The following is a 12,427-nucleotide window of genomic DNA, read 5'->3' as shown; positions in this document are numbered from 1 at the left end:
CTTGTTTATCTTTGCGCTCATTATGGATACAGCCAAAGAACAACTGTTAATTCTACTAACTACGCCCTTATATATTATCGTAATAGGCATAGAACTGATTTTTAGCCATTTAAAAAAACAGAACACCTACACATTTAAGGATACAGTTCAAAATATTTACCTGATGTTACTAAATGGAGGACTGGATCTCGCATTTCGTTCTGTATACATCGGGATCGTATTGCTGTTCTTTTATAACCACCGGCTGATGGAACCTATTGAAACGCCATGGGTATATTGGGTTACCCTGTTAGTGTTCCAGGACTTTATGTATTACTGGTTACACCGGGTAGATCATGAATGCCGTTTATTCTGGGCTACCCATTTCACCCACCACTCTTCTCCCAAGTTTAACCTCACAGTAGGGTTCAGGTCATCAGTTTTAGAGCCATTGTATCGCTTTGTGTACTTTATCCCAATCGCCTGGCTGGGATTTCATCCGATAGATATTGCTTTTGTGTACTCTGCTACCCAGATTTGGGGGATATTAATACATACCGAAAAAGTAGGTAATCTTGGATTCCTGGAATACATTTTCGTTACACCCTCACACCACCGGGTACATCATGGTTCCAATCCCAAATATCTCGATAAAAACATGGGCATGTTCCTGATCATCTGGGACAAAATGTTTGGTACTTTTCAAAAGGAGCTGCCTGCAGAATCGTACCAGCCTATTAAATATGGCCTTACCACTCCTATGGAAAAAGAGAATGCATTTACCATTGTATTTTACGAATGGATCAATATCTTTAGAGATCTGAAACAAAAAAATCTGACTTTTAAACAAAAGCTGGGTTATCTTTTTGGACCTCCCGGGTGGAGCCATAATGGCAGCCGTCAAACCAGCGAACAAATGAGACAACAGGAAGAGCTGGAGCAAAGCAATCAATAATGGGAAAGGATATACTTCAGAACTGGGAAAAAAGATCGAAAGAGCATCGTAAACAGTACCAACAGTTTCTAAAAAGGGCCGACAAGAATAAAGTGTTGAAAGCTTTACCCGCCCTTCATGAAGAAGCTTTTGAACATGTAGATTGCCTTACCTGCGCTAACTGTTGTAAAAATTATTCTCCCCGCTTTAAAACACCGGATGTAAAACGCATTTCAAAATACCTGGGCATGAAGGAAAGCGTTTTTATAGACACCTATCTCCGTGTGGATGAAGATGGAGATTTTGTAGTAAAATCATCCCCCTGCCCTTTCCTCGCGGCAGACAATACCTGCAATATATACGACGAACGTCCCTCCGACTGTGCCCGTTTTCCGTATACCGATGAAGATGTGCTGATTAAACGCCAATCCCTTACTTTAAAAAACAGCGAGTTCTGCCCTATAACCTACTATGTACTCGAAAAACTGATCCAGTAATACGGCTCCGCTTCTTTTCTAAACTTTCTGTCCTGTACTCACCTGATATTCCGTCTATTTTGATGTAGTACACTAAATTTGCATACATTTCAATTTTATGAGGCAAAAGGTTTTAGTGATAAAGTTGGGGTCTGCTGTAATAACCAACTCAAATGGCAATATTAATAAAGCCGTTATTAAAAAGATTGTAACCGATATAGGTAATCTCCACAAAGATTATAAGATCGTTCTGGTAAGTAGCGGAGCTGTTAGCAGCGGTAAAAAGTATTTGTCGGGTTATAAAGGCACGTTGCTGCAGCGGAAGGTAGCCGCAGCCATTGGAAACCCCATATTAATACAACTATACAGAAGTTATTTCCAAAAGTGCGGGCTTACCGTAGCCCAGGCTTTGTGTGAACGATCGCATTTCAGTAACCGTAAGCAATTCCTGCAGTTGCGCGATACTTTCAAAACATTCTGGTCTCATAATGTTATTCCGGTTGTGAATGAAAATGATGTAATCAGTGATCTCGAATTGAAGTTTTCAGACAACGATGAACTGGCTACCTTATTGGCTATTGCTTTCGATGCCGAGACATTAGTACTGTGTACTTCTGTGGGCGGCTTTTTAAACGGTGATAAAAAGATCATCCCGGAAATAAAAGCCATAGATAAAGATGTGCTGGGCCTGGTTAAAAAGGGAGAAAAATCTGAATTTGGTTTGGGAGGCATGTTATCTAAATTAACCTTCACCAGGTTGGCGACTAATTTGGGTATTAATGTTATTATGTGCGGACTGAAATCTGCGTCTCCGATTACAGACGCTTTAAATAAAAAAACAGGAAGCTGGTTTTATGCGCAAAAATCCAATTTAAAAAACAGGCAGAAATGGCTGGCCAGCGGCTCTATCACTTTGGGCAATATCAAGCTCGACAAGGGAGCCGTAAAAGCGGTAGCAGAAAGAAAGAGCTTATTAACTGTAGGCATTACTGGCATAGAAGGTAGTTTCGCTATTGGTGAAGTGGTGCAGTTAATGAGCGAAGATGATATCATTATTGGTATAGCCAAAACTAAATTAAGCAGTACTGAATTAAAGAAGCAACTCAAGGAAAAAAATGTTGTTGCTGCACATGCTAACGATATAGTGCTGGTTTAATATTAAAATTTCACAGAAAACGGGCAAAAAAACGAGGGTAAAAAACATCCTCGTTTTTTGAACGAGGGCAAAAAATGAAGAAATTTACTCTCATTGTAAAAACGAGTGTAAAAATTACTCTTATTTGAAATGAGCAACTTCAATTCCAAAATACCGTGTAACAATTTGCCAGGCTGCCTCCGGTAGCCGATATTGAAACGAAGCAGACACTTCGAAAAACGATATCAGCGGGAAAGGTATTAGCCCAATTGAATAGAACGCTGTTCAATCTTCCTAGCCCCTGGTAAATATACTGGAGAACAAAACAAATCACTCCTACTTTTGTAAAAGATATATATTATTAAGAACAATCAACATGTCGATACAAACAACGCTCATAAAAACCAATAAAGCTAAAATAGCTTTACAAAAACTACCGGAAAAGCAATTAAAAGGCTTGTTACAAGCCATTGCCCATGGTATTCTCAAAAATGAAGCGGCTATTTTAAAAGCCAATAAAAAAGACCTTGCGGCAAAAGATCCAAACGATCCTAAAAACGACCGCTTGATGCTCAACAGCGAGCGGCTTAAAAATATTGCCAACGCTATTACAAACATTGCGCAGCTCCCCGATCCTACCGGAACCATTCTTGCTGAAAGAACTTTACCCAATGGCATCCGGCTTAAAAAAGTAGCCGTATCACTGGGAGTAGTAGGCGCTATTTATGAAAGCCGTCCCAATGTAACCTACGATATTGCTGCACTTTGCTTGCGCAGCCGGAATGCCTGCGTATTGAAGGGCAGCAGTGACGCACAACATACCAACAAGGTATCAATTGGCATTATACAAAAGGCGTTAAAAGAGTTTGGATTAGATATCAATACCGTAAGCCTGCTACCACCTCAACGCGAAGTAGTACAGGAAATGTTTACGGCTACCAAATACCTGGATGTATTAATTCCACGTGGGTCGGAAGGCCTGATCAGTTTTGTTCGTAAAAACAGCCTGGTACCGGTTATTGAAACAGGCGCTGGTGTTTGCCATGTATACATAGAAAAGACGGCTGATCTTAAAAAAGCGGTAGCTATAGCTGTCAATGCGAAGGTTAGCCGACCTTCGGTTTGCAACTCCGCCGATGCTATTTTAGTAGACAAAGACATTGCCGCCGATTTTCTTCAATTGCTGAAGCCTGTATTCGAAAAACACAAGGTTGAAATTTTTGCAGATGCTGCATCTTATAAAAACTTAAAAGGTTACCCCTATTTAACCCAAGCAAAGCCCGAAGATTTCGGCAGAGAATTCCTTTCGTTGAAATGTGCAGTAAAAACCGTTAAGAATATTGACGAGGCACTGGACCATATTGAGGAATACTCGACCAAACACTCGGAAGCCATTGTGTCCAAAAACAAAAAAGCCTGCGAACGTTTCGTTACTGAAGTTGACGCAGCCGCGGTTTACACCAATGCATCTACCCGATTTACAGACGGTGAAGAGTTTGGCCTGGGTGCAGAAATAGGCATTTCCACACAAAAGCTACATGCGCGTGGACCATTTGCATTAGAGAAGCTGGTAACAGAAAAGTGGATACTGGAAGGTAACGGCCAAGTGAGATAAATTCTAAAGTTTCCTATAAACGAAAAAGCTGGTAAAATAATTTTACCAGCTTTTTTAATGAGCCGAAGAAGGGAGTCGAACCCGCGACCTGCTGATTACAAATCAGCTGCTCTACCAACTGAGCTACTTCGGCCTGTTATATAAAAGCATTGCTTTTACAAACGGGCCGCGAAAATAAAGTAAAAAATAATACGATACCATTATCGTCGCATTTTTTCATTTTATGCGCCTTCATCCCATTGCCAGCTAAACAATTTATCGAAACATCGGCTCTCTATGTCGCAAAACGACTCTTAAAACAGAGGCCCGTTACAGTTATCCACCTACAACTCCGGGTATTGCTAAATAATCATTAATTTAGCCGCCTCATATAAAAGCATTGATTTATGCCCCAAAATGCAAACAGGCAGTTCCTCGATTTTGAAAAACCAATAAAAGATTTATTGGATGAAATTGAATTAACTACTGAGCGAGAAAAGAAAACGGATATTGATTTAGGCAGCCAGATAGAGCAGCTTCAAAATAAAGTAGATGAAACGCGTAAGACCATCACTCATAATCTTACCGATTGGCAGCGCGTACAACTAAGCCGGCATCCGGACAGACCTTATACACACAAGTATATTGAGCTGATGACGGAAAATTATACGGAATTATATGGCGACCGTAATATTAAGGACGATAAAGCTATGGTAGGCGGATTTGCTTCTTTAGATGGTCAAACAGTAATGATCATTGGCCAGCAAAAAGGCTCTAATACCAAAAAGCGCCAGTTACGCAATTTTGGTATGGCGAATCCTGAAGGTTATCGTAAGGCCCTGCGTTTGATGAAACTGGCAGAGAAATTTAATAAGCCCGTTATTACACTGATAGATACACCCGGAGCTTTTCCGGGTTTAGAAGCAGAAGAACGTGGACAAGGTGAAGCAATTGCCCGTAACATTTATGAAATGATGCGCTTGAAAGTTCCGGTAATCTGCATTATCATCGGCGAAGGTGCCAGCGGTGGCGCATTAGGTATCGGAGTTGGCGATAGAGTATATATGATGGAAAATACCTGGTATACGGTTATCTCTCCCGAAAACTGCAGCACTATTCTTTGGCGTAGCTGGGACTATAAAATGAAAGCCGCAGAACAATTAAAGCTCACTTCTACTAAAATGAAAGAGTTTGGCCTCATTGATGGTATTATACCAGAACCCGATGGCGGAGCCCATTGGGACTATGAACTGGCCGCTCAAAATTTAAAGAAACAGATATTAGCGGGTCTCGCAGAAATAAAGAATATGAAGCCTGAGAAGCGTGTTGAGGCTCGTATAGAAAAATTTAGCAAAATGGGCTTCTGGGAAGAAGTATAGTAACAGATGGCAGATAACAGATGGTAGTGTATAGGATAACCGGTATAATACTATCGTACCTACTGACACCCTTGTTGGGAACTGATTATCTGCCAAAGCTAATAGCGTACTTCAACTCAAGACCTGAACCAATTATAATGTTATGTTAGATATATGATATAAACCATCATCTGTCAACTATCTCCTATCATCTCAAATTTCAGACTCAAATGTCTTTACAACAAAAACTTACCGGCACCGGTATTGCAATAGTAACTCCCTTTACACCCAACGGCGATTTTGATTGGCCTACATTAGAAAACCTGATCAATTTTTGGATCGAAAATAAGATAGAGTACCTGGTTGTAGCAGGCACCACAGGCGAAAGCGCCACACTTACAAGAGAAGAAGAACAAGAGCTTTTCAATTTTGTAAAAGAGAAAGCAGCCGGCCGTATTGGCCTGGTGGCAGGCATTGGAGGCAATGATACGCGTGAGGTTGTTCATGCTTTCCAAACCATGCATCTGGATGGTTACGATGCTATACTGTCTGTAGCGCCTTATTATAATAAACCCGGTCAGGAAGGCTTATACCAGCACTATAAAACAATTGATGCAGTAGCGCCACTTCCCATCATCATGTACAATGTACCAGGGCGTACCGGCCAAAGCGTTAGCGCTGAAACTACTGTACGAATAGCCAAAGATTGTAAAAATATTATTGCTACCAAGGAAGCTTCAGGCAGTTTTGATCAATTCAATTATATCATGAAATATAAACCAGCTGGGTTTATGCTGATCAGCGGCGACGATCCTATTGCGCTTCCTATGATCGCTTTAGGAGCACAAGGAGTTATATCTGTAGTAGCCAACGCTTATCCGAAAGAGTTTGGCGACATGATACGTCTTTGCCTGGGCGGGCAATTCGCTGAGGCATTGCCGCTACACCTGAAGTTCACAGATATTATTACTTCTTTGTTTGCCGAAGGCAGTCCTGCCGGTGTAAAACAATATTTGCAGGAAATGGGACTTTGCACTGTTAACGCACGCCTCCCGGTAGTGCCTGTAAGTGATACTCATGCAGCAAAAATTAAATCGCTGATGGCGGCCATTTAGTCAACAAAAGATTTAAATAGACATAAATAATACCAGGGTGATGGCCTTTGCTGTCACCATTTTTTAGTGCCTATATCGGCTCGTATACGATTGCTTAAAATACTGCCGCGTAAAAAAAGCAATGGGCAAGCCGATACAGAAAAATAAAATCGCGATAGCCGTAAGCGCCGCGCTGAGCCCGGGCGAAGACGTTCCAATTTTACTTAAAGGAATGATCACCAGCGTAGTTACTCCCCATGCTACAAGTGCAATTAACAACGCGCTTAAAAGAATGTTTCTTCGCAGCAATGATACCCGGGGAAACAATTTAAAGTAAACCACTACGCAAGACAGTACAATCAGAAAATGACATATTAATCCGATTAAAGGATACAGGCCACCACCTGAAAATGCAGTTTTCCCAAAGAGTCCGCTGGCAATATATCTCAGTATGATATCCGGCGGAGTTGTACGGGTAATGTAATTGTAGGCGAACGCACCCAATATATCTAAAGTGCCGGCAACAAATGTGGTTTTCAATATTTCCCTTTTCATAACCTGTTATTTAAAAGATGCCCTGCGTCCATCAATACACGGTAAGGTAATATTTATTCCAATAGAAAAGATAGCCTCTTGCCGTTCAATCACTTGTTGCCATCATTTTCCGCTTTTATCAACAGCTCTGTCAACCTGTTCTCCAGGGCCAGCAAACGATCCATTTTTTCGTGCAGTAGCTTTATTTCTAACTCAGCCTTTAAATTGATCATATAATCTTTCTTGGCCCGTTCCCTGTCTTTTTCTTCCTGCCGGTTCTGGCTCATCATAATCACCGGGGCCTGCAACGCTGCAAGGCAGGACAGGATAAGATTTAAAAGGATAAAAGGGTAAGGATCAAATCCTTTGTTAAGCAATATAAATGCATTAAACCCTATCCATAATAGTAAAAAAACAATAAAGGAAATAATAAAGGTCCAGCTTCCGCCAAATGTAGCAACTTTGTCAGCAACTCTTTGCCCCAGGGTTGCATCCGAATTGTTTTCATCCTCGATGGCATCTGCCAGTATAGTATCCCCGGCTATTGACTCCATAACGTTTTTTGCCAGGTCGGTAACTTTCCCGGTTTGAGCCGAAAGGTGGTGAACAATATATCTTTCCCTGTAGTCTTTCAGCTCGGCTACGGACAGGCAATGGTTAGTTGTAAAATCAGGGCTTTCCTGCCGGATGAAATCCACAATTTTATCGTTAAGGGAGCTTCCTGCTACTTTTTGAGAAACAGGATATTCTCTACCCGAAACATCACTACGAAATGTTTTCATCAGATACAATTTAGAGTTTAACTCTTTCCGGTTCAATCATTATCCTTTCCCAAACAGTTCCTTCAACTCTTTGGCATCGTCCGGCTTCATCTTACCACCTAATATTAATCTCAGCTGGCGGCGACGCAATGCGCCGTTGTAACGCTCCATATCATCCGCTGTTTCGGGCTCGATAGGTTGGGCAGTTTTAGGCCTACTATGCTCGTCTAAAGCAACAAAAGTGTAATACGCTGTATTACTCTGGTATTTTTGCTGCGTTACCAGGTCTTCACCCCATACATCCAAAAACACTTCCATCGATGAATTAAATGCACGGGTAACACGCGCTTCAATATGCACGGCATTGCCCAGTTTAATAGAGTTTAAAAATGAAATATTATCTACAGAAGCAGTAACAACAGGCGCATTACTATGCTTTTGTGCAGACAGTGCAGCTGCAATATCCATCCAATACATCAATCTTCCACCCATTAAATTTCCAAAAACATTTGTATCATTAGGCAGTACCAATTCTGTCATCACAATCAAACTATCTGCAGGTTTTTTAACCATTCTATACTTTTTTTACAAATGTAGCTGCAAATTCCAGATTTTTACAGCATGCATTTTGAATGCTGGTAAATATCAACACGCATACATGAGTACAACTTCAGGCATTATGGGTCAACCGGATCGCCGGCGGGAGACCCAAACATTGTATATTTTTATGGCCGGTTGGTTTATAATAAATATGCTGCAAGCCTGTTTCCTGGGCCTTGAAGGAGACGAAGCTTATTACTGGCACTTATCCCGGAACATAGACTGGAGCTATTTTGATCATCCCCCGATGGTAGCCCTATTAATTCGTGTTGGAGAAACCTTCGGCCATGGCAGCTTGTTTACCCGCCTGGGAACAGTATTGGTCACCACGCTCTCTATCGGGATCATTTATAAAGCCTTACCCGTTTATCTCAAAAACATCAAATGGTATATACTGATAGCAGCTTCAACGCTTCTGATAAATGTGTATAGCTTTATAACAACACCCGATGCTCCGCTCCTTTTTTTTGCATCCCTGTTTCTCTTAACTTATAAAAATTTTCTTAATAAAAGCAGCATTGGCAACAGCATCTTAATGGCACTGTGTATTACCGGCATGTTTTACAGTAAATACCATGGCATTTTATTGATATTTTTTGTTGTTCTTTCAAATTACAAATTAGTTTTCAACAGGTATTTCTGGCTAACTGTACTGATCACTTCGCTTTTGTTTTTGCCACATCTTTACTGGCAGTACCAGCACGATTGGCCCAGCTTCCGTTACCATCTTAACGAGCGGCTGGCCAGGTATTATAAAATAAACCACACTACCGATTATCTGTTGGGGCAGATACTGGTCTTCGGTCCCTTTATTTCATTATTATTTTATGCAACCTGCTACCGGCTTAAGATAAAAGATCAATTACTCCGAACACACTTATTCATTTTCGCAGGCACTTTAATTTTCTTTTTGATATCGTCGTTTAAAAATACAGTAGAAGCGCACTGGACGCTTATAGCTGCACCATCATTTATGACGTTATTTATGGCGCTTATTATAAACGGCACGCATAAATATCAGCGCCTTGTAAGGAAGTTTGCAATAGCGAATATTATTATCATCCTGTTGGCCAGGGTTCTTTTTTTGGTACCGTATTCGCCCTTTACTTTAATACGGCATTATTACCCGTTTTTCTATGGCAAACAGTGGGCAGAAACGCTGCATAAAGCAGCAGGTAACACACCTGTGATATTTGAGAATTCCTATGTGCTTCCGTCTTTGTATACCTACTACTTCCCCACTGCCAAAGCCTTGGATTATAACACCAAAAGCTACCGCAAAACCAATTATAATCTTGAAAATGATTGTGAACTCAGTGGTCAAAAAGTATGGCATTATCAAATAACGCGGGAAAAAGATCCGGCTTTTACTTATATTGATACCAAATATAATCCGGGACTGATTCGCCCCATTGAACATTTCACCTGTGTGAATACCATTAAAGTTAAACCGCAACAAGAGCTACCCCAAAAACTTAAGCGCGGCACTGTTTATCCAATTAGTCTCCAATTAGAAAACCAGTCTCTAAAAGAGATTAAGGTATTTAATAACCTGGAGGTAGACTACGCCTTTTTTAGAGCTAAATCAGATTATATCAATTCAACAGAAACCTACAAAATTACTTCAGGAATCTTAGGACCTTACCAAAAACAAACGCTCACCATTAATTTAAAAACGCCTGATACTCCGGGCAGATATAAATTGCTTTTTTCAATAAAGAACGGGAATCTTTATGGTAATTTTGCCAGCCCGTTTTACTCAGTTGAAATAAACTAGGACATCTATCGGGCAGTTAACTGGTTATCTATTAGCCGGTTATTATATTGCTGGATAAATGCTTTTAGTCTTTTGTCAATTAGTGCTAAAGTATCCGGCTTTTGTTGCGCCAGGTTGGTTTGCAAAAACCTGTCGGTCTTCCAATTGTACAAATTGCCCGGTTTCTGGCCGTCACTCATTAATAAATAATCTCCCTGGAACCAGCGATATCCTCCTGAATATTGATACGCAAAACGATGTTCTCTTTGCGTGCTGTCTAATACATTATTGCCATAGGCTAAAAATGGTTTATTATAGTTGAGATAGCCCAACACTGTAGGCATGATGTCAATTTGCTGTATAATTTCATTAGCTACGCCTTTCATATTATTATCGCCGGGCGCATACAGTAATATAGGGATAGCATATTCACCCCAGGCATTCTGGTACTCCTTGTGATGGATAGCGGTAGCATGGTCGGCACTTATAATAAAAAGCGTATTACTAAACCAGGGCTGTGTTTTCGCGCTGTCAAAAAATTTCCTCAGGGCCATGTCTGTATAACTAATACACTCAAATACAGGTAAAGGCCCCTTTTCAAAAACGCCCTCATATTGCTTAGGTACTTTAAAAGGATGGTGCGATGAAACCGAAAATATAGTGCTGAAAAAAGGCTGTTGAAAACTGCTTAGCTTTTTATCAAAAAACTGGAAGAACGGCTCATCCCAAATCCCCCAGATCCCATCATACTCGGTATCATTATTAAATTCATTTTTCCCATAATAATGCTCTATACCTAATAATTTGGTAATCGCTGCAAATCCCATAGACCCGTTTGGTGCGCCATGAAAAAAAGATGTATGGTAGCCTTCGTTTTTCAGGGCATGCGCTAACCCGCCAACAGTATCAGATACATAGGGAGTCAGTACAAAGGGATTGAACCCGCTGGGGATGGATGCTATACAGGAAGGTATGGCATCTATCGACTTACGACCGTTTGCAAACGAATTCCAGAATATTTTGCTTTGCCCGGCCAGGGAATCCAGAAACGGCGTGTACCCTTTATAAGTTCCGTTGTCCAAATCCTTATTATAAAAACCAACCGCCTCTTTACCAAAACTTTCAAGTAATATCAAAACCACATTCTTTTTTTGAAAGTTGTTGGCAGGATCAGGTCTGTGAACCGGCGTGTAAATAGCTTCCAGTGCATCCTCTTTGTAGAACTCCATTTTTTTCAACCCTTTCACGCCCATGGTTCGAATAAATGTAAACGGAGTATTTAATACCAGGTAGATTTCGTTGGGACTTTTCACATAATCTCCTGCGTTGCTAATAGTGATAGGCCTGGTACTATGTTTAAAATCACCACGTATGCCGCCTATCGCCAATACTACAGTTAACACCAGTATGCCCGCGCTCGTAAGATAATATTTAAGCCTGGACTGAGAAGTAGTCAACCTGGCTTGTACCCTGTTATAAAGCCATATCATTAACAGAATAAGCCCCGCGAAAATCAATACAACGTACCAAAAATCCAATAAGAAGTCCTTCGCCAGCTTTAAACCATTTTTTTCATTTTGAAACTCTTTCAAAACGCTGAATGTCGTCCGGCGTAATGTAAATCTGTAATAGATAAAATCGATGCAGTTAAGCAGAAGAGCAATACCTGTAAAAATAAAAAATACGAGCCTTACTATTTTCAAATACGCTTTACTGTTACGCCATTTATCCGGAATTGGTAGTAACATCATCACCAATGGAAGACCGCCAAAATAGAACAGAGCTGCAATATCAAACCTGATTCCCCCTTTTAAAATATTAAGCCAGTCTCCCCAATGAACATCAGGAAACATAGATCTGTTAAGCCAGAAAAAAAGTATCCTGCATAAGAAAAACAGGAACAGTACCATTATAAACCGGTAAAGAACGACTGCGTAGTAGTTAGTTTTGTAGTTTTTCATACCTAAAAAGAGCGCAAATTTAATAATTTGATAATATCATTTTAATGCATTCCGCTTAAAATTTCCTTAAACCTATCAGAACAGTGTTGCAGGTAATTAGTTTAAAATAATAAGAGCAATCGTTTATTATAAAGTAGTTAAGAGGATGCGCCCTCTGTATGCCGGCCAATTTTCGTATCTTTGCAGCCCTGTCAAATTGTCTGTACTTTTAACATAAGCACTGTTTTTGACAAGGATATTTCTTT

At 40.5% G+C, this 12,427-nt stretch carries 11 protein-coding genes and 1 tRNA gene; 7 read left to right on the top strand and 5 right to left on the bottom strand.

The genetic code is table 11. From position 1 onward, the window contains the following. Positions 1 to 22 precede the first annotated feature (22 nt). The 4 genes from ACLOAU_RS12885 (at position 23) to ACLOAU_RS12870 (ending at position 4,139) form a co-directional block, all read left to right on the top strand. On the top strand, positions 23 to 934 hold the full coding sequence (locus ACLOAU_RS12885) for a sterol desaturase family protein (protein ID WP_427862273.1): 912 nt from the start codon (positions 23 to 25) through the stop codon (positions 932 to 934). After that, the gene (locus tag ACLOAU_RS12880; RefSeq protein ID WP_427862272.1) at positions 934 to 1,410 is read left to right on the top strand and encodes a YkgJ family cysteine cluster protein; all 477 of its coding nucleotides are present in this window, start codon (positions 934 to 936) and stop codon (positions 1,408 to 1,410) included. Before ACLOAU_RS12885 ends, ACLOAU_RS12880 begins: the two co-directional genes overlap by 1 nt. A 97-nt stretch (positions 1,411 to 1,507) precedes the next feature. Continuing rightward, positions 1,508 to 2,545 (top strand): glutamate 5-kinase, encoded by a 1,038-nt coding sequence (gene proB / locus ACLOAU_RS12875; RefSeq protein WP_427862271.1) that lies wholly within the window; start codon positions 1,508 to 1,510, stop codon positions 2,543 to 2,545. 355 nt (positions 2,546 to 2,900) lie between these two features. Next, a complete protein-coding gene (locus tag ACLOAU_RS12870) occupies positions 2,901 to 4,139 on the top strand; it encodes a glutamate-5-semialdehyde dehydrogenase (protein WP_427862270.1) in 1,239 nt (412 codons plus the stop codon). Positions 4,140 to 4,199: 60 nt separating this feature from the next. Here the strand turns inward: ACLOAU_RS12870 and ACLOAU_RS12865 are convergent. Beyond that, positions 4,200 to 4,272: transfer RNA gene (locus ACLOAU_RS12865), tRNA-Thr, on the bottom strand. A gap of 253 nt (positions 4,273 to 4,525) precedes the next feature. Here ACLOAU_RS12865 and ACLOAU_RS12860 point away from each other — a divergent pair. Together ACLOAU_RS12860 and dapA are read left to right on the top strand one after the other, a co-directional pair. Next, positions 4,526 to 5,497, top strand: coding sequence for an acetyl-CoA carboxylase carboxyltransferase subunit alpha (locus tag ACLOAU_RS12860; protein ID WP_427862269.1), 972 nt, complete (start codon positions 4,526 to 4,528; stop codon positions 5,495 to 5,497). Positions 5,498 to 5,706: 209 nt separating this feature from the next. Then, positions 5,707 to 6,591 (top strand): 4-hydroxy-tetrahydrodipicolinate synthase, encoded by an 885-nt coding sequence (dapA, locus tag ACLOAU_RS12855; RefSeq protein ID WP_427862268.1) that lies wholly within the window; start codon positions 5,707 to 5,709, stop codon positions 6,589 to 6,591. Positions 6,592 to 6,654: 63 nt separating this feature from the next. Here dapA and ACLOAU_RS12850 read toward each other — a convergent pair whose 3' ends face one another. The 3 genes from ACLOAU_RS12850 to ACLOAU_RS12840 all read right to left on the bottom strand — a co-directional run bounded on the left by ACLOAU_RS12850 (position 6,655) and on the right by ACLOAU_RS12840 (position 8,438). Then, positions 6,655 to 7,125 (bottom strand): hypothetical protein, encoded by a 471-nt coding sequence (locus ACLOAU_RS12850; protein WP_427862267.1) that lies wholly within the window; start codon positions 7,123 to 7,125, stop codon positions 6,655 to 6,657. 89 nt (positions 7,126 to 7,214) lie between these two features. Next, the gene (locus ACLOAU_RS12845) at positions 7,215 to 7,886 is read right to left on the bottom strand and encodes a DUF1003 domain-containing protein (RefSeq protein ID WP_427862266.1); all 672 of its coding nucleotides are present in this window, start codon (positions 7,884 to 7,886) and stop codon (positions 7,215 to 7,217) included. 39 nt (positions 7,887 to 7,925) lie between these two features. Further along, positions 7,926 to 8,438 (bottom strand): acyl-CoA thioesterase, encoded by a 513-nt coding sequence (locus ACLOAU_RS12840; RefSeq protein WP_427862265.1) that lies wholly within the window; start codon positions 8,436 to 8,438, stop codon positions 7,926 to 7,928. Between the two features lie 85 nt (positions 8,439 to 8,523). Between ACLOAU_RS12840 and ACLOAU_RS12835 the strand changes: the two genes are divergently transcribed. Next, positions 8,524 to 10,242 (top strand): ArnT family glycosyltransferase, encoded by a 1,719-nt coding sequence (locus tag ACLOAU_RS12835; RefSeq protein WP_427862264.1) that lies wholly within the window; start codon positions 8,524 to 8,526, stop codon positions 10,240 to 10,242. Positions 10,243 to 10,247: 5 nt separating this feature from the next. Here the strand turns inward: ACLOAU_RS12835 and ACLOAU_RS12830 are convergent, their stop codons facing one another. Next, positions 10,248 to 12,182 carry an LTA synthase family protein gene (locus ACLOAU_RS12830; protein WP_427862263.1) on the bottom strand — a complete coding sequence of 645 codons (1,935 nt, stop codon included), beginning with the start codon at positions 12,180 to 12,182 and terminating at the stop codon, positions 10,248 to 10,250. Positions 12,183 to 12,427: the final 245 nt, after the last annotated feature.

Source organism: Paraniabella aurantiaca, assembly GCF_050309965.1.
Classification (GTDB): domain Bacteria; phylum Bacteroidota; class Bacteroidia; order Chitinophagales; family Chitinophagaceae; genus Niabella.
The sequence above is the reverse complement of the archived record's forward strand: the minus strand, read 5'-3'. Positions and strand labels throughout refer to the sequence as shown.